A 21,460-nucleotide genomic window follows, 5' to 3' on the forward strand; every position below is an offset into this window, starting at 1 on the left:
GTCCGGCGCGGTGTCGCGGGCGCCGTTGCGCCTGTCACGGGAAAACGCCATCAGCCTTCGTCGTCGAATCGTGCCCGGTCACGGGTGGCGTCGCGCAGCCGGTTTTTCAAGGCGTCGGCCTGTTCCGAGGGCAGTTCGAGCGCGATCCGGGCACCGTCGGCGTCGAACGCCTCGCCCTGCTTGGTCGCCGAAAAGGCCGGCAACAGGTGGTGCAGCAGCGAAATGTCCTCGAACGCGACGTGCACCGCGAGCCGCGTGGTCTCGACCAGCGGCAGGCGCGGCGCCAGGCGCAGGCACTCGGCGGCGGCCCCGCCGTAGGCGCGCACCAGGCCGCCGGCACCGAGCTTGATCCCGCCGAACCAGCGGGTGACCACGACCACGATCCGGTCGTAGCCCTGGCCGTCGATCGCGGCCAGGATCGGGCGTCCGGCAGTGCCGGACGGTTCGCCGTCGTCGCTGCTGCGATAGTCGCCGCCCAGGCGCCAGGCCCAGCAGTTGTGGGTGGCGTCGGGCACGGCCACGTCGCGCAGGAAGCCGGCCGCGTCCATGGGAGTGACGATCGGAGCGGCATGGGCGAGGAAGCGGCTGTGCCTGACCTCGAGGGCGTGCTGCACCGGTGCAGCCAGCGTGTCCAGCGTCATCCGTCGAGCATCGGGCGCAGGTCGGCCGGAATCGCGGCCTGCGGATGCCGGCGCACGAACTCGCGCAGGCTGTCGCGGGCTTCGTCGCCGCGGCCGGCATCGCGCAACTCGCGGATGCGCTGCAGCCAGCGCTCGCGGATGGCCGGCGAGTCGGCCGAGGCGGGCGGGCGGTCGTCGAGTGGCTGGTCGGCGAGCACGTCCACCTCCTCGGCGACGCGGCTGCCGCTGACCTCGATCCTGTCGAGCGCGGGCGACGGCGCCTGCGCGCGCGCCGCGGGTTCCGGCAGCGGTGCAGGAGAAGGTGCCACCGGCGGAGCGTGGGCGGCCTCCACCGTGGGCGGCGCCGGTGGCACAGGCGGAGGCGGCGGCGACAGCACGAATTCCGGCGTCCGGGCCGCGGCAGCCGGGGCCAGCCGCAGCGCCTCGGACGGTGCGTCCGCCACCGCGGGTTCGGCGGGGGGCGGCGGCGCGACGGGCGCGGCCTGCCGGGCCTGCGCCGCCTGGCTGCGGGCGGCGCGCTGCGCGTCCTGTTCGCGCGCGCGCATCGCCTGCGCCTGGTCCTGCCGCGCGAGGTCGGAAACGGGCTGCGCCGCCTGCGTGGAATGTGCACGGTCGGGGACCGGGGCCGCTGTCGCGCGCCGCGGTCGCGGCGCCGGAGAAGGCGGGGGCGCAGCCGTCACGGGATCCGTGTCCTCGCGCGTCGTCGGGCTGGCGCCGTCGTCCGGGGGCATCTCGGCGTCGGCGGCAGGCGCCGCCACCACGGCGGCAGCGGGTGCAGCCGCGCCGGTCCGCGCGGTCGTTTCGGCTGGCGCGTCGATCACGTGGCTGTCGGGCTGTGGCCGCAGTTGCCAGGCCACGCCCACCGCCACCACCAGCGAGGCCGCCAGTCCCATCGCCACCGGCCAGCGGCGGTGCGGCCGCAGGGGCGTCGCCGGCCGGGGCGCGGCAGCCTGGCCGCCGCTGCGGGCGGATTCCAGGATGCGGGCGTCGAGCGAGGCCGAGGGCGACGCACTGGACTCCAGGCGCGACAGCCGGAGCGCCAGGTCGCGCTCTTCGGCCGTCAGCGGTTCATGCCCGCGACGGCTCATGGCGCGGAACTCCCCAGCCGGGCGCGCAGCTTGTCCATGGCGTAGCGCAGGCGCGACTTCACCGTCTCGCGGCCTACCCCGGTCACCTGGCCGATCTCCTCGAGGCTCAGTTCCTGCTCCAGGCGCAACACGATCACCTCGCGCTGCTCGGGCGGCAGTTCGTCGAGCGCCAGCTGCAGGCGGCGGCGCTGTTCGAATTCCGACAGCTGCCGCTCCGGCGTTTCCGGATCGGGCACGCGCGCGGTGCGCTCGTCCGCGTCCGCGGGCGCCGGCGGCCGGTGCTGCAGCGCGCGCCAGTGGTCGGCCAGGCGGTTGTGGGCGATGCGGTACAGCCAGGTCGCGAAGGCCGCGTCGGGGGTCCAGCTGGCGCGGGCCCCGATCAGCTTCTGCCACACGTCCTGGAACAGCTCGTCGGCCAGCGCCGCATCGCGCAGCTGGCGCATCAGGTACCGGTACAGGCGCAGCCGGTGGCGCCCGTACAGGGCCTCGAAGGCGGCCACGTCGCCGCCGGCATAGGCCAGCATCAGCGCCTCGTCGCTGGGTTCGGGATCGCTGGCGGGCGCGGCTTCGTTCACCGGCAGCAGGGTAAGCGCTGGCCCGGTGCGAGTGAAGCCGGCGTGCGGTCCGGGGGCCGGCTGGAGGGCGAGGACGGGGGACATGGGCATTGGCAACGGGCCAGGGGCGCGGACGGGGTTGCCGGATCGCGCGCCGGATCCCGTTATGCTTTTCCGATGGAGGTGTCGTCGTCGTGAATATCCCCGTGGTCGAGGCGCAGATTCGGGACCCCGGGGACCAGGCCGGCCTGTCCGGGCTGGGCCCGTTGCTGGCCGGAACGCTGCCTCCCGGCGCCGTGGTGGCCGTCGGCTGGGACGATCCCCTGCTGGGCGCCGGCATCTCGCAGGGTGGCGGCGACGGTGCCGCGCCCGCCGAGGCGGTGGCGCGGATGCTCGATGGCGGCGACGTCTCGCCCGGCCGCGACGGCCTGGCCCTGTCCTGGACGCTCGACTCCACCCGCGTGGCGCTGCTGGTGCAGCCCGCGCGCCGGCTGTCGGCCCCGTTGCGCGAGAGCTGGGCCGGGCTGGCCCGCGGTACGGTCGACGCGCACTTCGCCAGCGCCCGCGCGCAGTCGCGCTTCGAAGGCCTGCGCAAGTCCGAGCGCCTGCGCCAGGCGCTGTACGAGATCGCCGACCTGTCCGGCGCCAGCCTCGACATGCAGGAGATGCTGGCGCGCATCCACGCCATCGTCGGTACGCTGATGCCGGCCGAGAACTTCTACATCGTGCGCTACGACGAGGTTCGCGAAACCCTGCGCTTCCTCTATTTCGTCGACCAGCGCGACCCCTGGCAGGCCGATCCCGACGCGGAGATCCCCCTGGCCGAGATGCCTACCAGCCTGACCGTGGCGATGCTGCGCCACGGCCAGCCGATGCTGGGTTCCTCCGAACAGGTGCGGCGCACGCTGGGCGTGAATACCGATCCGGGGCACGGCCCCGACAGCGCCGACTGGCTGGGTGTGCCGATGCGCCGCGAAGGCTGCGTCAGCGGCGCGGTCGTGGTGCAGAGCTACGACCAGCCCCAGCGCTACACGCAGGAAGACCGCGCGCTGCTGGAGTTCGTGGCCCAGCACATCCTCACCGCGCTCGACCGCAAGTCCGCGCAGGAGGAGCTGGAGCGGCGCGTCGACGAGCGCACCCGCGAACTGCAGCACGCCAACTGGGTGCTCGAAGCGGAGATCGTCGAACGCGAGCGCGCCGAAAACCTGCAGCGCGCGCTGTTCCGGATCAGCGAACTGTCGATCACCGCCGGCAGCATCGAGCGTTTCTACGCCGACGTGCACGGGATCATCGACGAGCTCCTCGACGCGCGCAATTTCTACATCTCCCTGCTGTCGGAAGACGGCAGCGCGCTCGAGTTCCCGTATTCGGTGGACGAGCACGACCCGGTGCGGCGTCCGCGCCGGCTCGGTTCGGGCCTGACCGAATACGTGATCCGCAACGGCCAGGCGCTGCTGGTGGACCGCCACGGCATGGCGCAGCTCGAACACGCCGGGCAGGTGCGCGGCCACGGCACGCTCGCGCACTGCTGGCTGGGCGTGCCGCTGAGCCGCGACGGCGTCACCTGCGGCGTGATCGCGGTGCAGAGCTACGGCCCGGACGTCATCTTCACCCCCGCCGACCAGGACCTGCTGACCTTCGTCGCCCACCATGTCGATGGCGCGCTGGCGCGCAAGCGCGCGCAGGAAGCGCTCAAGGCCACGCACGCCGAGCTGGAATTCCGGGTGGAGGCGCGCACGCGCGAACTCGAACAGGCCAACCGCGAGCTGCGCGCGCAGATCGGCGAACGCGTGCGCGCGCAGCAGCGCCTCACCCACCAGGCGCGCCACGACGACCTGACCGGGCTGCCCAACCGCGTGTTCCTGCTCGACCGGCTCGACGGGATGATGCGGCGCATGCACGAGGCCGGGCGGCAGCCGTTCGCGGTGCTGTTCCTGGACCTGGACCGCTTCAAGCTCATCAACGACTCGATGGGCCATGCGGCCGGCGACGCCATGCTGATCGAGATCGGCCGCCGGATCCGCGCCGCGATCGGCGCCGAGGACGTGGTCGCGCGCCTGGGCGGCGACGAGTTCGCGATCGTGCTGGCGGCGGTGGTCGATGCACAGGCCGCCGAAGCGCGTGCGACGCGCATCCTGCGCAAGCTCGGGCGCTCGATGTGGGTGGCCGGGCGCGAACTGTTCCCGTCGGCCAGCATCGGCATCGCCCTGTGGCAATCGCGCTACCGGCACGCCGACGAGCTGCTGCGCGACGCCGATGCCGCCATGTACCGGGCCAAGGCCTGCGGGCGCGACCGCAGCGCGCTGTTCGACGAGGAGATGCGCGCCGAGGCGATGCGCCTGCTCGACCTGGAAGCCGACCTGCGGCGCGCGATCCAGCGCGACGCCTTCGAGCCCCACTTCCAGCCCATCGTGCGCCTGTCCGACGGCGCGGTGGTCGGGCACGAGGCGCTGCTGCGCTGGAAGCACGAGCTGCATGGCTGGCTGCCGCCCTCGGAGTTCCTGCGGGTGTGCGAGGACAGCGGCCTGATCGAACAGGTCGACTGGCTGCTGTACCGGCGCGTGGTCGCCTGGATGGCGGGCAATCCGGAAGGCTACGTCTCGATCAACGTCTCGCCGCGGCATTTCCACGCCGAGGACTTCGCCGAGCGCCTGCTGCGCATCGCCGACGAGGCCGGGGTCGATCCGCGCCGGCTGCGCATCGAGATCACCGAGGGCGCGCTGCTGGACGATGCGCCGCGCGCTGCGCGCATCCTCGGCACGCTGCGCTCGCAGGGCGTGCTGGCGCAGCTCGACGATTTCGGCACCGGCTTCTCGGCGCTGTCGTACCTGCACCGCTTCCCGATCCAGGCGCTGAAGATCGACCAGAGCTTCATCGCCGGCCTGTCCGGGGATACCCAGGCCGAGAGCCTCGCGCTGGTGCGGGCGATCCTCGCGCTGGCCGGCACCCTGGGCATCGACACGATCGGCGAAGGCGTCGAAACCGCGCACCAGCGGCAGCTGCTGTTCGAGCTGGGCTGCGCCTACGGCCAGGGCTACCTGTTCGGGCGGCCGCGGCCCGCGCAGGCCACGGCCGCCCTCCTGCAGACGGCCTGAGTTACCGGGCCACCGGCGGCGCCGGCGTGGCGCCGATGTCGCGGCTGGCGATGATCGCGGCCGACGCGTCCACCAGTTCGGCGAACTCGGCGCGCAGCTTCCAGGGATCGCGGCCCTGCGTATCGCGTGCGTTGGCCGCGATCGCCGACCAGTCCCAGCTGCCCAGGTGGGTGCCGCCGCGCAGCGCATCGGCGAACGCGGCCACGGTGGCGGCGAAGCGCATCGACTCGCCCGGCTGCGCGCGCATCGCCGCGCGCGTGACCGGGGTTTCGATCAGCCGGCTCTGCGCCTGGCCGGGAAGCTTGTAGCGCAGCCGCAGGTGCGCGAATTCCCCGGACCTGGCCGCTTCCGGCGTGGCGCCCGGCTGCGCGTAGCGCAGTGCCGGCAACTGTTCGGCGCCGGAGCCTGCGAGCGTGATCTCGTACAGCGCGGTGACCTCGTGGCCGGCGCCGATGTCGCCCGCGTCGACCCGGTCGTTGGCGAAGTCCTCGCGCGCGAGCATACGGTTCTCGTAGCCGACCAGGCGGTATTCCGACACCAGCGCCGGGTTGAATTCGAGCTGGATCTTCACGTCCTGGGCGATGGTGAGCAGGGTCGAGGACATTTCCTCCACCAGCACCTTGCGCGCCTCGAGCAGGGTGTCGATGTAGGCATGGTTGCCGTCGCCGGCATCGGCCAGGCGTTCGGCCAGGTGATCGTTGTAGTTGCCCTGGCCGAAGCCGAGCGTGGTCAGGGCGACGCCGGCCTTGCGCTGGTCGGCGACCATGGTTTCCAGCGAGCCGCCATCGACGGTGCCGACGTTGAAATCGCCGTCGGTCGCCAGGATCACGCGGTTGACGCCGCCGTCGATGAAGCCGCGCCGCGCCATCGCGTAGGCCAGGCGGATGCCGTCGCCGCCATTGGTGCTGCCGCCGGCCTGCAGGCGATCGAGCGCGGCCAGGATCTCGTCCTTGCGATCGCCCGGCGTCGGCGGCAGCACCAGGCCGGCGGAACCGGCATAGACCACGATCGAGACGCGGTCCTGCGCGCGCAGCTGGCCGGTGAGCTCGCCGAAGGCCTGCTTGAGCAGGGGCAGCTTGTCGGGCGAGTTCATCGAGCCGGAGGTGTCGAGCAGGAACACCAGGTTGGCCGGTGGCAGCTGCGCCCTGGGCACGTCGTAGCCCTTGATGCCGATCATCAGCAGGTGGCGGCGCGCGTCCCAGGGCGCCGGTGCGATCTCTGCGGTGGCGCGGAACGGGGTCTCGGTCGAATCCGGGCCGGGGTGGCCGTAGTCGAAGTAGTTGAGGAACTCCTCGGCGCGCACCGCATCGGCCGGTGGCCGGACGCCGCTGCGGATCATCCGGCGCACGTTGCTGTAGCTGCCGGTGTCGACGTCGATGGAAAAGGTGGAGACCGGTTGTTCGGTCACGCGCTGCACCGGGTTGTCCTGGCGCTCGGCGTACTGCTCGGTGTTGGCCTGCGGTGCGGCCTCGAGGTACGGCAGCGGCGCCGGCGGCGGCGCGGGCAGGGCCACCAGCGTGGCGGGCATCGCCGCGTGCCGCTCGCGCTGCGCCCGGGCCTGCTCGGCGTGCAGGCGCACGCCCGACACGCTGATCGAGTCGAGCGCGGCGTCGGCCGCGGGGGCGGGCGGGGCTTCGGCCACCCGGTCGGAGTGGAGGCTGCAGGCGGTGGTGGCGATGGCGGCGACCAGGGCGACGGCAAGGGCGTGGCGATGCATGGCGGACTCCGTTGGTGGACGGGAGGTTGAACGGGCGCTCCGGTGAAACGGGGTTGGGTCGCGTCGAACTGGCGCGGGCGGGCCGGGGTGGGCCCCGGGCCCCGGCGGGTCCTGTCCCGTCCCGAAGCCCCGGATCCGCGCCTCCCGTCGCTCCCGCCCCGATAATCCCCCCATGCCCGCCGACACCCGCCCTCCCGCCATCGCCCTGATGGGCCCGACCGCCTCGGGCAAGACCGCGCTGGCGCTGGACTGGGCCGGGCGCTACGGCGGCGAGATCGTCAGCGTCGATTCGGCCCTGGTCTATCGGGGCCTGGACATCGGTTCGGCGAAGCCCGACGCCGGCGAGCGCGCCCGCGCTCCGCACCACCTGCTCGACATCCGCGATCCCTGGCAGGCGTACTCGGCCGCCGACTTCGCGCGTGATGCGCGCGATGCCATCGACGGAATCCTCGCGCGCGGACGCCTGCCGATCCTGGCCGGCGGCACCGGCCTGTATTTCCAGGCGCTGCTGCAGGGCCTCTCGCCGATGCCCGGGGCCGACCCGGCGACGCGGGCGGCGATCGCGGCCGAGGCGGACGAGCGCGGCTGGACGCGGATGCACGGGGAACTGGCGCGCGTCGATCCGGTCGCCGCCGCCCGGATCCAGCCCGGCGATCCGCAGCGCATCCAGCGCGCGCTGGAAGTGTTCCGGCTCAGCGGCCGTCCGATCAGCGACTGGCAGCGCGACCCCGGCGCCGCGCCGCGGCTGCCGGTGCGGGTGCTGAAGCTGGTGGTCGCGCCGCACGAGCGCGCCGTGCTGCATGCGCGCATCGCCAGCCGCTTCGACGCGATGCTCGCCACCGGCTTCCTCGACGAGGTGCGCGCGCTGCGGGCGCTGCCGCAGCTGCAGGCCCATCCGGCCCCGCTCGACCTGCCCGCGGTCCGCGCGGTCGGCTACCGCCAGGCCTGGGAGCACCTCGACGGCCGCAGCGACGCGACGGGCTTCCGCGACCAGGCCATCGCCGCCACCCGCCAGCTGGCCAAGCGCCAGCTCACCTGGCTGCGCGGACAGCTCGACGCGCGCTGGTTCGACCCGGCCGCGCAGGCCGACGGTCTCGACGCCGCGGTCCGCGGCTTCCTGGGCGACTGAGCCGGACGTCCGGAAGCCGGGGGAGGGCCGCCCAGGCCGTCCGCCGACCTGTCGGAGGCCCAAGACAGCTCGCCTTCGCCCGACTTCCGCCCGGGGTTCGTGCCGGAACCGCTGCTTCTGTGACCTGGTCGGCGCCTGCGGCTCGCGCAGGCGCGCCGGTTGTGTACCATCGGGAGGTCGCCGCCGCCGGGGAAACTGCGGGTCGGGCGATGCGGCCGGGGAGGCCCGTGCAGGGCGCCGGACGGACACAACAATAACCAAGCTGGGGAAACACCATGTCCAAGGGACAGTCCTTGCAGGATCCTTTCCTGAATGCGCTGCGGCGCGAACGCGTTCCCGTCTCGATCTACCTGGTCAACGGCATCAAGCTGCAGGGCGTGATCGAATCCTTCGACCAGTTCGTGGTCCTGCTGCGCAACACAGTCAGCCAGATGGTCTACAAGCACGCCATTTCCACCGTGGTGCCGGCGCGCAACGTGCGCGTGGGGCCGGGTGGCGGGGTGGTGCAGGCCGCCGATGGCAGCGAAGAGGCCTCGGTCGATCCGGCCTGAGCCGACCCGGGGCGCCCGCGCGGCGCCCCGGCGGTTGAAGACGGGCGGGACGGCCTCCATGTCGATGGCCTGAGCCGACCGCCGAGATCCGATGCCGACCCAACTGTTCGAGCGCTCCCGCAAGGGTGAACACGCGCTGCTGATCCAGCCCCATGCCGGGGGCGCACCCGACGACGCCGAACTCGAGGAGTTCGCCGAGCTGGCGCGGTCGGCTGGCGCCACGGTGGCCACCGTGCTCACCGCCCGCATCGACAAGCCCAATCCGGCGATCCTGATCGGCACCGGCAAGCTCGAGGAAGTGAAGGCGGCCTGCGAGGCCTCCGGCGCCGACCTGGTGCTGGTCAACCACCACCTCACGCCCGGCCAGGAGCGCAACCTGGAAAAGGCGCTGGAGCGGCGCGTGGTCGACCGCACCGGCCTGATCCTGGACATCTTCGCCCAGCGCGCGCGCAGCCACGACGGCAAGCTGCAGGTCGAACTGGCCCAGCTCAAGCACATGTCCACGCGCCTGGTGCGCGGCTGGACCCACCTCGAGCGCCAGCGCGGCGGTTCGATCGGCCTGCGCGGCCCCGGCGAAACCCAGCTCGAGACCGACCGGCGCCTGCTGCAGAAGCGGGTGGACATGCTGCAGAAGCGGCTGGCCAAGGTGCAGGTGCAGCGCGACCAGATGCGCCGTGCGCGCGTGCGCAGCGAACTGCCGCGCGTGGCCCTGGTCGGCTACACCAACGCCGGCAAGTCGACCCTGTTCAACGCCCTGACCGGCGCTGATGCCTACGCCGCCGACCAGCTGTTCGCCACGCTCGATCCGACCGTGCGCCGGATCGGCCTGCCCAGCGGGCCGGTGGTGCTGGCCGACACCGTCGGCTTCGTGCGCGACCTGCCGCATGAGCTGGTGGCCGCGTTCCGCTCGACCCTGTCCGAGGCGCGCGAGGCCGACCTGCTGCTGCACGTGATCGACGCGGCCGACCCGCTGCGCGAGGAGCGCATCCGCCAGGTGGACGCGGTGCTGGGCGAGATCGGCGCGGGCGACATCCCGCAGCTGCTGGTGTTCAACAAGATCGACCGGATCGAGGGCGCCCAGGCCCGCCGGGATGCGCCCGAGCCGGGCAATGGCGACGCCGGCGACGCACTGCCGGGCGGCACCGTGGGCGTCGGCCGCGAGCGCGTCTGGATCTCGGCCCGCGACGGCCTGGGCCTGGACCTGCTGCAGGAAGCACTGTCGCAGCGCCTGGCCCAGCGCCGGATCGTCGCCGAACTGGCGCTTCCGCCCGAGGCCGGTCGCCTGCGCGCGCGCCTGCACCAGCTCGATGCGGTGCGCGCCGAATCGCAGGACGAGCACGGCTGGCGGCTGCAACTGGACCTGTCGGAGGCCGACGCCGCCCGCCTGGCCGCGCAGGCCGACGGTGCCGCGCTGCGTCCGCTCTTGCCGGAACTCGAGCCCGACCCCACCCTGTAAACTAGCGAACCCGCTGGAGCGGGTCCCGTTCGCGACCGGTTGCCAGCCATCCGTTCGCATCCACGGGCGCTCCGGCACCCGCAATCGGTACACAGATGCGCAGCGCACCCGGCGCGGCGCACCCAGACTGGAGCAGGCATGGCCTGGAACATTCCCGGCAAGAACAACGGCGAGCGGCCCGAACGTCCGCGCCCCGGCGGCGACGGCCGTAATCCCTGGCCGCCCAAGCGCCGTCGCGGCGGTGGTGGCCTGGGCGATCTCGGTGATCGCCTGCGCGGCCTGTTCGGCGGCGGCGGTGGCGGCGGGAGCCCGCTGCGCTGGATCGGCATCGCGCTGGTGGTGTGGCTGGTGTTCAACTGCTTCGTGCTGATCGGCGAACAGCAGCGCGGCGTGGTGCTGCGCTTCGGCGAGGTCGCCCGCGTGATGCAGCCGGGCCCCAACTTCAAGGCTCCGTGGCCGATCGAAACCGTGGTCAAGGTCGACGCCACCAGCGTGCGCACCTTCACCAACAGCCTGCCGGTGCTGACCCGCGACGAGAACATCGTCACCGTGTCGTTCAACGTGCAGTACCGCGTGGCCGATCCGGAGATGTTCCTGTTCGGCACCCAGAACGCGGTGCGCGTGCTCGAGCAGATCGCCCAGAGCGCCGTGCGCGAGCAGATCGGCCGCGCCGACCTGGACACCGCGCTCAACGCGCGTGGCCCGCTGTCGATCGCGGCGTCCACCGCGCTGCAGGCCTCGCTGGAGGCCTACCGCACCGGCCTGGTGGTGACCGAGCTCAACCTGCAGGACGCGCGTCCGCCCGAAGAGGTCAAGCCGGCCTTCGACGAGGTCAACAGCGCCCAGCAGACCAACGAGCGCCTGGTCAACGAAGCCCGCGCCTACGCCGCCAAGGTGGTGCCCGAGGCGCGCGGCGACGCGCAGCGCCTGCGCACCACCGCCGAGGGCTACAAGACCGCGTCGGTGGCCCGCGCCACCGGTGACGCCGAACGCTTCACCCTGCTGGTGGACGAGTACCGCAACGCGCCCGACGTGACGCGCAAGCGCCTGTGGCTGGAAACGGTGCAGCAGGTGCTGGCCGACAACCGCAAGGTCGTCGGTGGCGACGGCCGCCAGCTGATCTACGTGCCCATGCCCCAGGGCGATGGCGCATCGGGCAACGTGCAGACGCCGCTGCTGCCGCCGGAGGTGGTGATTCCGCCGAGCGGCACCGGCACGGAGGCCACGCTGCCGCGGCCGCCCCGTGGTTCGCGCGGTGAAGGAGGCAACCGATGAGACTCAACCTGATCATCCCCATCGTGGTGGTGGCCCTGCTGCTCCTGCTCGGCTCGGTCTACGTGGTGCGCGAAGGCCAGACCGGCCTGGTGCTCAACCTGGGCCGCGTCGCCCGTACCGACATCGGCCCGGGCCTGCACTTCAAGGTGCCGCTGATCGAATCGGCGCGGGTGTTCGACCGTCGCTTCTACGCCGCCGAGTTCTCGCCCGAGCGCTACCTCACCTCCGAGCGCAAGGACGTGAGCGTGGACTTCGTGGCGATCGGCCTGATCAGCGACGTGGCCGACTTCTACCGCGCCACCGGCGGGCAGATGGACCTGGCCAGCGAGCGCCTGGCGCCGATCATCAAGGACTCGCTGCGCAACGAGATCAACGCCCGCACCCTGCAGCAGCTGGTGTCCGGCGACCGCTCGGAGATCATCGCCAGGCAGCTGGAAGGCATCAACGAGGCCGCCAAGACGCTGGGCATGCGCGTGATCGACATCCGCCTCAAGCAGATCGACCTGCCCACCGACAGCGACGTCATCGCCCAGGTCTATGACCGCATGCGCGCCGAACGCCGCCAGGTGGCCAGCCGCCTGCGCGCCGAGGGCGAGGAGCAGGCCCGCATCATCCGCGCCGAGGCCGACCGCGAACGCACCGTGCTGGTCGCCGAGGCCGAGCGCGACGCGCAGAAGCTGCGAGGCGAGGGCGATGCCGAAGCCACCCGCATCTACGGCCAGGCCGCCAGCCGCGATCCGTCGTTCTACGCCTTCCAGCGCAGCCTCGAGGCCTACCGCGCCGCCTTCGCCGACGGCAACGGGGTGATCGTGCTCGAGCGCGACGATCCCTTCCTGCAGTACATGCGCAGCGACCGCTGACGCAACGCGCGCGCCGTTCGCGGCGCGCGTAACCCGGCCTTCCTTCCACCCGTCCGCGAGGCATTGCGCCCCTCACGGGTGGAAGGTGCCGAAGGCAATCGGAGCTTCGCTCCGACCGCCGCGTTCTTCACCCCACCAGCCAAGGAACCCGACCCATGCAGGATCTCTGGGCGGCCCTGTCCCTGGTCGCCGTGATCGAAGGCCTGATCCTGTTCGTCGCGCCCGGCGGCTGGAAGCGCACCGCCGAGCAGCTGCAGGCCCTGTCCGAATCGCAGCTGCGCCGCATCGGCGCCATCATCCTGGCCTGCGGCCTGGCCGCGCTGTACTTCGTGCGGGGCTGATCCTCGCGCTGCATCCGAACCCATGCGCCCCTTCGGCGCGTGCCCCCCATGTCGGCCCTCCAACCATGAAGGGCGCTATGCCGCGGGAGCGGGGGCAGGGGGCAAAACGAGAGGCGTGGCGCCCGCGTTCCCTCCACGCATCGCGCCTCGACTCCCTCCCCCGCTTGCGGGGGAGGGTTGGGGTGGGGGTACGCAGGTCGCCGCGCCACCTGACGCGCGCCCCCATCTCGCCCTTCCCCGCGATCGGGGGGGTGAAGGCCGAACGCCGGCCCGCCCCAAAGCTGGCCCCTCCGTGCCAAAACCCGGATAATGCATAAAAGCCGGTCGGGGACAGTCTCCCCACCGGCTTTTTCCGTGTCTGGCCCGGCGTGGCGGACGGCGCCCCGATGGCGTCTTCCCACATGCACGAGGGCGCCGGACCCGGCCAATCCCGCGGCCCCGATGGCCGCACGTAACAACAGGAGCCATGGCCATGGGCCAGTCAGTCGTCGTTCTCGGCGCCCAGTGGGGCGATGAAGGCAAGGGCAAGATCGTCGACCTGCTCACCGAGGAGATCGGTGCGGTCGTGCGTTTCCAGGGCGGCCACAACGCCGGCCACACCCTGGTCATCAACGGCAAGAAGACGGTGCTGCACCTGATCCCGTCGGGGATCCTGCGCGACGATGCGCTGTGCCTGATCGGCAACGGCGTGGTGATCTCGCCCGCGGCCCTGATCAAGGAGATCGAGGAGCTGGAAAGCGCCGGCGTGGAAGTGCGCTCGCGGCTGAAGATCTCGCCGGCCGCGCCGCTGATCATGCCCTACCACATCGCCCTGGATCAGGCGCGCGAGAAGGCCGCCGGCGGCAAGGCCATCGGCACCACCGGCCGCGGCATCGGCCCGGCCTATGAGGACAAGGTGGCGCGCCGCGGCATCCGCATCGCCGACCTGCATTACCCCGAGCAGCTGGCCGAAAAGCTCAAGGCCGCGCTGGACTACCACAACTTCGTGCTGACCAAGTATCTCGGCGTGGAGCCGGTCGACTTCCAGAAGACCCTGGACGAGGCGCTGGCCTTCGGCGAGTACGTCGAGCCGATGAAGTCCGACGTCGCCGGCATCTGCCACGACCTGCGCAAGCAGGGCAAGCGCGTGCTGTTCGAGGGCGCACAGGGCGCGCTGCTCGACATCGACCATGGCACCTATCCCTACGTCACCAGCTCCAACACCACGATTGGTGGTGCGCTGGCCGGCACCGGCGTGGGCGCCGATGCGATCGACTACGTGCTGGGCATCGCCAAGGCCTACGCCACGCGCGTGGGCGGTGGTCCGTTCCCGACCGAGCTCGACGACGAAGTGGGGCAGGGCATCCGCGATCGCGGCGCCGAGTACGGTGCGTCCACGGGGCGTCCGCGCCGCTGCGGCTGGATGGACATCGTCGCGCTCAAGCGCGCGGTGGCGATCAATGGCATCTCCGGCCTGTGCATCACCAAGCTCGACGTGCTCGACGGCATGGAGAAACTGAAGATCTGCATCGCCTACGAATACCGCGGCAAGCGCACCGAGTACGCGCCGCTCGACGCCCACGGCTGGGACGAGATCACGCCCGTGTACCTCGAGTTCCCCGGCTGGAGCGAGAACACCCACGGCATCACCGTGTGGGACGACCTGCCGCCGGCCGCACGCGCCTACCTGCGCGCGCTGGAGGAACTGGCCGGCTGCCCGATCAGCATCGTCAGCACCGGTCCGGATCGCGACCACACCATGGTGCTGCAGGACCCGTTCGCCTGACGGCGCCGCGGAGCACGCCTCACCGCCCCCGGCAAAGGCGGCATCCAGGGTCGTGAACGAAGCCCCGCGAAAGCGGGGCTTCCTGCGTCTGGCCCCGCAACGTCCCGCGAGCAGGGACCAGTTGTGGGGGCAGCGGGGGAAGGGGAGGCGGGAGGCGGCGGGAGGCAGCGGGAGGCAGCGGGAGGCAGCGGGGGCACGGGGCAGCGGGGCAGCGGGGCAGCGGGGCAGCGGAGGCAAGCGGAGGCGGGACGGGAGGCAGCGGGAGAGAGCGGGAGGCAGCGGGAGGCAGGGGCGGGCGGCGCTTTCGACGCCCTCCCCCGCAAGCGGGGGAGGGTTGGGGTGGGGGCCTCGCAGCCGCACAATCCACTCACCCACGCACGCCCCGCAGGCCCGCCATGACCGCCCGCACCACCACCAGCCTCCTTGCCGCAACCCTGGTCCTCCTCGGCTGCACCAGCACGCCCACCACCACGGGCGCGCCAGCATCGCGTCCAGACACCGCCGCCCAGCGTTCCGCACTGGAAGGCTTCGCCACCCCGGTCGCGGGCATCCGCTCCGGCGGCCGCATCAGCGCCGACGACCTGCCGGCCCTGCGCGCAGCCGGCATCGTCCACGTCATCGATCTCACCCCCGACGCCGAGACTCCCGGCTTCGACGAAGCCCACGCCGTGCGTGCGGCCGGCCTGGCCTACGACAACCTGCCCATCGCCGGCGCCGCCGACCTCAGTCCCGCTTCCGTGGCCGCCTTCGACCAGCTGCTGCGCGACGTCGAAGGCCCTGCCCTGGTCCATTGCGCCAGCGGCAACCGCGTCGGCGCGCTCGCTGCGCTGCGCGCCGCCTGGCTGCAGGGCGCCGACGAAGAAGCCGCGATCGCCGAAGGTCGCCGCTGGGGTCTGCGCAGCCTCGAAACGGAAGTGCGGAACCGCCTGGCCCGCGAACGTTGCGTGGCGTCCGCCAAGGGCCCGGACGAAGCCGCAGCCTGCCACGGCAGCTGACCGCCTGACCCGCCCGCCCGTTTTGCTCCCTCCCCCGCTTGCGGGGGAGGGTTGGGGTGGGGGAGCAGCAGGTCGCTGCGTTACCAGACGCGCGCCTTTGGCGCGCCCCCCCCATCCCAGCCTTCCACCCCTGAAGGGCGCAATGCCCCGCGAGCGGGGGAAGGAGCAAGGCGGGAGACCTTGCGCGCCCGCGTTCCCTCGACGCATCGCGCATCGACTCCCTTCACCGTTCGCGGGAGAAGGGCCGGGCGGGGCCCGTCCCAGCCGCTGCGACACCTCCCAGCCAGCATGCGACCCAACACCAGGGGGACCACCGCATGACCCTTCCAGCCCAACCCATCGCCCGCGTCATCGACGCCATTGCCTTCGCCGCGCACGCCCACCGCGGCCAGCGCCGCAAGGACGCCGACGCCACGCCCTACATCAACCATCCCGTCGCGCTCGTGCGCATCCTCGCCGTCGAGGCCGGCATCGACGATCCCGACATCCTCTGCGCCGCGGCGCTGCACGACTACCTCGAGGACTGCTGCGGTGGCGACGGCCAGCCCGGCCTCGACAAGGGTCGCGACCAGCTGCGCGCGCGCTTCGGCGACGCCGTGCTGGCCTATGTCGAAGTCCTGACCGATGACAAGACCCTGCCCAAGGCCGAACGCAAGCGCCTGCAGGTCGAACGCGCCGCGCACGCCTCGCATGGCGCGCGCCTGGTCAAGCTGGCCGACAAGATCGCCAACCTGCGCGACCTGATCGAATTCCCGCCCGCCGACTGGCCCGCCTACCGCCGCCGCGAGTATTTCGACTGGACCGCGGAAGTCGTCGCCAGCCTGCGCGGCACGCATGCACGGCTCGAGGCGCTGTTCGACGGCGTGCAGGCGCTGCGGCCGATGTAGCGGGCGCCATGACGGAGGGTTCTCGACAGGTTGGTGCGATTCCATCCGGGGAGCGACCTTGGTCGCAAATTCCCTTCGCGCGCAAGCGCGCTCCCACGTGTCTAGCGATTTCCATCTAGTGTGGGAGCGACCATGGTCGCGAATGCTTTTCGCGCGCGAGCGCGCTCCCACGATTGCAACGATTCTATCCGGTGTGGGAGCGACCTTGGTCGCGAATGCCTTTCCGGCGCAAGCGGGTTCCCACCGCCCGCTGGCCGAATCGTCAGCGCTCCTTCTCGAGCGTCGACGGCAGCGTCGCCACGCAGCGCTGCAGCAGGCCCACCAGCTGCTCCTGTTCGGCAGGCGAGAGCACGCCCAGCGCGCCGTCGATCACGCCCTGCGCCACGTCGGCACCGTGCGTCACCAGTTCGCGTCCCGTGTCGGTGATCCGGAACGACATCACCCGGCCCAGCCAAGGGTGCGGCGCGCGCGTCACCAGGCCGTCGCGCTCCAGCCGCAGCAGGATCTGGTGCATGGTCTGCGGCGAGACCGCGCTCATCCGCGCCAGCTCGGCGTTCGAGGCGCCGGGATGCTCCAGCAGGTGCATCAGCACCAGCGCCTGCGGCCGCGACAGCTCGATGCCGTGCTCGCGCAGGCCTTCCTCCATCACCACCGTCAGCCCCAGGTGCAGGCGCTTGAGCAGCACGGTCGCCCGGTACGCGGTCGAGTTCCTGAACGCTTGCAGGGGGCTGGCGTCGCTGTCGGCCATCGGGCCACCTCGCGGGTTCCACCGGATATCAGTGTGCTGATAGAGTATCAGCCTTCTGATAAGAGACAAACCCCCATGCCTGCCATCTTCCTGCGCGCGCTGGCTGTTGCCGGACTGCTTGCCCTGGCTGCCTGCGGCGACGACGCGCCCCCCGAGGCGACGCCGAGCCTGACCGTATCGCTGGCCGCGCCACGGCAGGGTGAAGTGGTGCGCGAGGTGGTGGCCTCCGGCGCGGTCGCGGCCTGGGAAGAGGTGTCGGTGGGCGTCGAGCTGTCCGGCCTGCGCGTGTCCCGCGTCGAGGTCGAGGTGGGCAGCGTGGTGGAGCAGGGCGACGTACTGCTGCGCCTGGACGACCGCACCATGGCCTCGCAGCTGGCGCAGTCCGAGGCGCAGGTGAAGGAGGCGGCCACCAATCTCGAGACCGCGCGCCGCAAGGCCGCCCGCGTGCGCGAACTGGCCGACTCGCAGATGGTCTCGCTGCAGGATGCGGAGGAAGCCGAAGCCGCTCGCGCCAACGCGCAGGCGCGGCTCAACACCGCCATCGCCAGCCGCGACGCGGCGCGCGTGCAGCGCGACTTCACCGTGGTGCGCGCACCGGTCGACGGCGTGGTGTCCGCGCGCAGCATCCAGCCTGGGCAGGTGGTGGGCGCCGGCGGCGAACTGCTGCGCCTGATCCGCGACGGCCGCCTGGAATGGCGTGCCGAACTGGCCGAGGCCGACCTGCTGCTGGTCGCGCCCGGCGCCAGCGTGCAGGTGGAGACGCCGGCCGGCGCGGTCGCCGGCACGGTGCGTCGCGTCTCGCCGGCGCTGGACGCGCAGAGCCGCACCGGCACGATCTATGCCGACCTGCCCGAACCCGGCGGCCTGCGCGCGGGCATGTTCGCGCAGGGCCGCATCGCCCTGGGCCGGGCGCAGGCGATGCTGATTCCCGTCGAGGCGGTGGTGCGTCGCGACGGCCGCGCCTATGTGTTCACCGTCGGCGACGACAGCCGCGCGCGCGAACGCGGCATCGAGGTCGGACCGACCCATGGCGAGCGGATCGAAGTGCGCAGCGGCCTGCCGGCCGACGCGCGCGTGGTCGCCCGCGGTGCGGGCTTCCTTGGCGATGGCGACCTGGTGCGGGTGGTGGAATGAACTTCTCCGCCTGGTCCATCCATCGCCCGCTGCCGGCGATCCTGGTCTTCATCCTGCTCACCGCGGCCGGGCTGCTGGCCTTCAACCGCCTCGCCGTCTCGCAGTTCCCCGACCTCACCGTGCCGGTGGTCAACGTCACCGTGACCCTGCCCGGCGCCAGCCCCAGCACCCTGGAAACCCAGGTCACGCGCAAGGTCGAAGACGCCACCGCCAGCATCCCCGCGTTGGACAACATGGTCTCGATCGTCAACGAGGGCGTGTCCACCACCGTGCTCACCTTCGAGATCGAGAAGGACGGCACCATCGCCAAGGACGAGGTGCGCGACGCCATCGACCGCGTGCGCATCGACCTGCCGCGCGATGTCGAACCGCCGATCGTCTCGCTGGTCAACGTCACCGGCGGCGACATGCTGCACTACGCCGTCACCGCCGACGGCTGGAGCGACGAGGAGCTCAGCTGGTTCATCGACGACACCGTCGCCAAGCGCCTGTTCGCCGTGCCCGGCGTGGGCGCGGTGCGGCGCATCGGCGGGGTGGACCGCGAGATCCGCGTCGCCCTGCGGCCCGAGGCCGTGCAGGGTTTCGGCGCCAGCCCGGCGCTGATCAGCCAGCAGCTCGCGCGCATCCAGCTCGAGCAGCCCGGCGGCCGCACCACCGTGGGCGGCGGCGAACAGGCCGTGCGCACGCTCGGCACCGTCGACGATGCGCGTGACCTGGCCAACTTCCCGATCTCCATGCCTGACGGCCGCAGCGTGCGCCTGTCCACCCTGGCCACCGTCACCGACGGCAGCGCCACCGCCGTCCAGCGCACCACGCTCGACGGCCGCCCGGTGATCGGCTTCGCCGTGCAGCGCACCACCAACACCAGCGAAGTCGACGTCGGCAACGCCGTGCGCGAAGCCGTGGCCGCGCTGCAGGAGGAGCAGCCGCGCGTGCGCATGGTGGAAGTGGCCTCCACCACCCAGGTGGCCGAGGATTCGTTCGAATCCTCGATGCACATGCTCTACGAAGGCGCCGCGCTCGCGGTGCTGGTGGTGTTCCTGTTCCTGCGCGACATCCGCGCCACGCTGATCAGCGCGGTGGCGCTGCCGCTGTCGATCATCCCGACCTTCGCGGTGATGCACTGGTTCGGCTTCAGCCTCAACATGATCACCCTGCTGGCGCTGGCCGTGGTGGTCGGCATCCTGGTGGACGATGCGATCGTCGAGGTGGAGAACATCGACCGCCACCTGCGCATGGGCAAGTCGCCGAAAACGGCCGCGCTCGAGGCCGCCGACGAGATCGGCCTGGCGGTGATCGCCACCTCCTGCACCCTGGCCGCGGTGTTCATCCCGGTGGCCTTCATGCCCGGCATCCCGGGCAAGTTCTTCCGTGAGTTCGGCTGGACCGCCGCTGCCGCTGTGATGTTCTCGCTGCTGGTCGCGCGCCTGATCACGCCGATGATGGCCGCCTACCTGCTCAAGCCGCTGCCCGAGCACAAGGGCGACTCCAAGCTGATGCAGTGGTACCTGCGCTTCGTCGACAACTCGCTCAGGCACCGCAACCGCACGCTGCTGGTGGCGCTTGCGATCTTCATCGGCTCGCTGGCGCTGCTGCCTCTGCTCAAGGTCACCTTCATCCCGCCCAGCGACGGCATCCAGAGCAGCGTGCTGCTCGAGTTGCCGCCCGGCACCGCGCTCGCCACCACGGAAGAAGTCGCCGAAACCGCGCGCCAGCGCATCGCCGACATCCCCGAGATCGAGCACGTGTTCGTCACCGCCGGCAGCACCTCCGGCCCCGGTGGCCCGGCGGGCGACCTGACCAGCGCCGAGCTGCGCAAGGCCACGCTCACCATCCGCTGGAAGGACGACCGCGACCTGACCCAGTACGAACTCGAATCGCAGGTGCGCGAGCGCCTGGCCGACCTGCCCGGCGTGCGCCTGAGCTTCCAGGGCGGCGAACCCGGCCGCGCGCTGCAGCTGGTGCTGGCCGGCGACGACCCGGTGAAGCTTGCGACCGCCGCGCGCGACGTCGAGCGCGGGATCCGCCAGCTGCCCGGCCTGGGCACGGTGAGTTCGTCGGCCGCGCTGGTGCGCCCGGAAATCATCGTGCGCCCCGATGCCGCGCGCGCCGCGGACCTGGGCGTCTCCACCGAGGACATCGCCGCCGCCACCCGCGTGGCCACGCGCGGCGACTACGAGCAGTTCCTGTCCAAGCTCAACCTGCCCGAGCGCCAGGTGCCGATCCGCGTGCAGCTCGACGAGGCCGCACTCTCGGACCCGGCCCTGCTCGGCCAGCTGCGCGTACCCACCGCCAGCGGCGGCAGCGTGCCTCTCTCGTCGGTGGCCGACATCACCACCGCCAGCGGCCCCTCGCAGATCGACCGCTTCGACCGTCGCCGCAACGTCACGATCACCGTCGACCTCAACGGCATGGCCATGGGCGAGGTGGAAGGCCAGATCGACGCACTGCCCGCGCTGCAGAACCTGCCGCCGGGCGTGGAGCGCCAGGCCGCCGGCGACAGCGAGGTGTTCGCCGAGATGTTCGGCGGCTTCGTGATGGCCATGGTGGCCGGCATCTTCTGCGTGTACGGCGTGCTGCTGCTGCTGTTCAACCACGCCAGCCAGCCCATCACCATCCTGGTGGCGGTGCCGCTGGCCGCCGGTGGCGCGTTCGGCGCGCTGCTGGTCACCGGCCTGGACATCTCGCTGTCGGTGCTGATCGGCCTGATCCTGCTGATCGGCATCGCGGTCAAGAACTCGATCCTGCTGGTGGACTACGCGGTGATGGCGCAGGAGCAGGGCATGTCGCGCCACGAGGCGCTGATGGACGCCTGCCACAAGCGCGCCCGCCCCGTGATCATGACCACCATGGCCATGGGCGCCGGCATGCTGCCGATTGCATTGGGCCTGACCGCCGACGCCAGCTTCCGCATGCCCATGGCCGTGGCCGTGATCGGCGGGCTGATCACCTCCACCGTGCTCAGCCTGGTCGTGGTGCCGGCGGCGTTCACGCTGGTGGACGACGTGGAAGAGCGGCTGATGGCGAAGTTCCGCAAGCCGAAGGTGGCAACGGCCTGAACCCGCCGCGTCGGCAAGCGCGGTGTCGCCCGTCCCCGCTCTGCATCCGCCTCCGTTCTGCAGCGTCTGGACAGCCGCGCCAGCGCGGGTGTCCGCTGTCTTCCCGTATTCAAGGGAAGCCGCTCCAGCCACATCCGGGCTTCGGATCGACGTCACGTCCAGTCG

The 21,460-nt window shown here is 71.9% G+C and carries 17 protein-coding genes; 12 read left to right on the forward strand and 5 right to left on the reverse strand.

The window, feature by feature from the left end:
* Window positions 1-50: 50 nt before the first annotated feature.
* Genes Q0863_RS01935 through Q0863_RS01945 form a run of 3 tightly spaced genes read right to left on the reverse strand, consistent with a single transcriptional unit; the run spans window position 51 to window position 2,388 of the window.
* A complete protein-coding gene (locus Q0863_RS01935) occupies window positions 51-641 on the reverse strand; it encodes a YigZ family protein (protein WP_298574211.1) in 591 nt (196 codons plus the stop codon).
* Window positions 638-1,729, reverse strand: coding sequence for a hypothetical protein (locus Q0863_RS01940; RefSeq protein ID WP_298574219.1), 1,092 nt, complete (start codon window positions 1,727-1,729; stop codon window positions 638-640). Before Q0863_RS01940 ends, Q0863_RS01935 begins: the two co-directional genes overlap by 4 nt.
* Window positions 1,726-2,388, reverse strand: a complete 663-nt coding sequence (locus Q0863_RS01945) for an RNA polymerase sigma factor (protein ID WP_298574227.1) — start codon at window positions 2,386-2,388, stop codon at window positions 1,726-1,728. The genes Q0863_RS01940 and Q0863_RS01945 overlap by 4 nt, the downstream gene beginning before the upstream one ends.
* Before the next feature lie 89 nt (window positions 2,389-2,477).
* On the opposite strand from Q0863_RS01945, the gene Q0863_RS01950 reads away from it, so the two are divergent.
* A complete protein-coding gene (locus Q0863_RS01950) occupies window positions 2,478-5,378 on the forward strand; it encodes an EAL domain-containing protein (protein WP_298574235.1) in 2,901 nt (966 codons plus the stop codon).
* Window position 5,379: 1 nt separating this feature from the next.
* Here Q0863_RS01950 and Q0863_RS01955 read toward each other — a convergent pair whose 3' ends face one another.
* Complete coding sequence (locus Q0863_RS01955) at window positions 5,380-7,095, reverse strand: VWA domain-containing protein (RefSeq protein WP_298574244.1); 1,716 nt, start codon at window positions 7,093-7,095, stop codon at window positions 5,380-5,382.
* A gap of 172 nt (window positions 7,096-7,267) precedes the next feature.
* Here Q0863_RS01955 and miaA point away from each other — a divergent pair, with 172 nt between their 5' ends.
* From miaA to Q0863_RS02000, 9 genes are all read left to right on the forward strand, one after another.
* On the forward strand, window positions 7,268-8,224 hold the full coding sequence (gene miaA, locus Q0863_RS01960) for a tRNA (adenosine(37)-N6)-dimethylallyltransferase MiaA (protein WP_298574251.1): 957 nt from the start codon (window positions 7,268-7,270) through the stop codon (window positions 8,222-8,224).
* A 275-nt stretch (window positions 8,225-8,499) separates the two neighbouring features.
* The gene (gene hfq, locus Q0863_RS01965) at window positions 8,500-8,775 is read left to right on the forward strand and encodes an RNA chaperone Hfq (RefSeq protein WP_298574259.1); all 276 of its coding nucleotides are present in this window, start codon (window positions 8,500-8,502) and stop codon (window positions 8,773-8,775) included.
* Window positions 8,776-8,878: 103 nt separating this feature from the next.
* Window positions 8,879-10,231, forward strand: a complete 1,353-nt coding sequence (hflX, locus tag Q0863_RS01970; protein ID WP_298575846.1) for a ribosome rescue GTPase HflX — start codon at window positions 8,879-8,881, stop codon at window positions 10,229-10,231.
* 138 nt (window positions 10,232-10,369) lie between these two features.
* On the forward strand, window positions 10,370-11,506 hold the full coding sequence (gene hflK, locus Q0863_RS01975; RefSeq protein ID WP_298574278.1) for an FtsH protease activity modulator HflK: 1,137 nt from the start codon (window positions 10,370-10,372) through the stop codon (window positions 11,504-11,506).
* A complete protein-coding gene (gene hflC, locus Q0863_RS01980; RefSeq protein WP_298574297.1) occupies window positions 11,503-12,366 on the forward strand; it encodes a protease modulator HflC in 864 nt (287 codons plus the stop codon). Before hflK ends, hflC begins: the two co-directional genes overlap by 4 nt.
* 155 nt (window positions 12,367-12,521) lie before the next feature.
* Window positions 12,522-12,707, forward strand: a complete 186-nt coding sequence (locus tag Q0863_RS01985; protein WP_298574305.1) for a DUF2065 family protein — start codon at window positions 12,522-12,524, stop codon at window positions 12,705-12,707.
* 472 nt (window positions 12,708-13,179) lie between these two features.
* Window positions 13,180-14,472 (forward strand): adenylosuccinate synthase, encoded by a 1,293-nt coding sequence (locus Q0863_RS01990; RefSeq protein WP_298574313.1) that lies wholly within the window; start codon window positions 13,180-13,182, stop codon window positions 14,470-14,472.
* Window positions 14,473-14,867: 395 nt separating this feature from the next.
* Window positions 14,868-15,467 (forward strand): sulfur transferase domain-containing protein, encoded by a 600-nt coding sequence (locus Q0863_RS01995; RefSeq protein ID WP_298574321.1) that lies wholly within the window; start codon window positions 14,868-14,870, stop codon window positions 15,465-15,467.
* Between the two features lie 317 nt (window positions 15,468-15,784).
* Window positions 15,785-16,354 carry an HD domain-containing protein gene (locus Q0863_RS02000; RefSeq protein WP_298574328.1) on the forward strand — a complete coding sequence of 190 codons (570 nt, stop codon included), beginning with the start codon at window positions 15,785-15,787 and terminating at the stop codon, window positions 16,352-16,354.
* Window positions 16,355-16,616: 262 nt separating this feature from the next.
* On the opposite strand, the gene Q0863_RS02005 is transcribed toward Q0863_RS02000, so the two are convergent.
* Window positions 16,617-17,102 (reverse strand): MarR family transcriptional regulator, encoded by a 486-nt coding sequence (locus tag Q0863_RS02005; protein ID WP_298574346.1) that lies wholly within the window; start codon window positions 17,100-17,102, stop codon window positions 16,617-16,619.
* Between the two features lie 75 nt (window positions 17,103-17,177).
* Here Q0863_RS02005 and Q0863_RS02010 point away from each other — a divergent pair, with 75 nt between their 5' ends.
* Both Q0863_RS02010 and Q0863_RS02015 read left to right on the forward strand, forming a co-directional pair.
* The gene (locus Q0863_RS02010) at window positions 17,178-18,236 is read left to right on the forward strand and encodes an efflux RND transporter periplasmic adaptor subunit (RefSeq protein WP_298574354.1); all 1,059 of its coding nucleotides are present in this window, start codon (window positions 17,178-17,180) and stop codon (window positions 18,234-18,236) included.
* Entirely contained in the window at window positions 18,233-21,295 is a 3,063-nt protein-coding gene (locus Q0863_RS02015) for an efflux RND transporter permease subunit (RefSeq protein ID WP_298574362.1), read from the forward strand. Before Q0863_RS02010 ends, Q0863_RS02015 begins: the two co-directional genes overlap by 4 nt.
* Window positions 21,296-21,460 lie beyond the last annotated feature (165 nt).

This window comes from uncultured Luteimonas sp., assembly GCF_947492465.1.
In the GTDB taxonomy this organism is placed as follows: domain Bacteria; phylum Pseudomonadota; class Gammaproteobacteria; order Xanthomonadales; family Xanthomonadaceae; genus Luteimonas.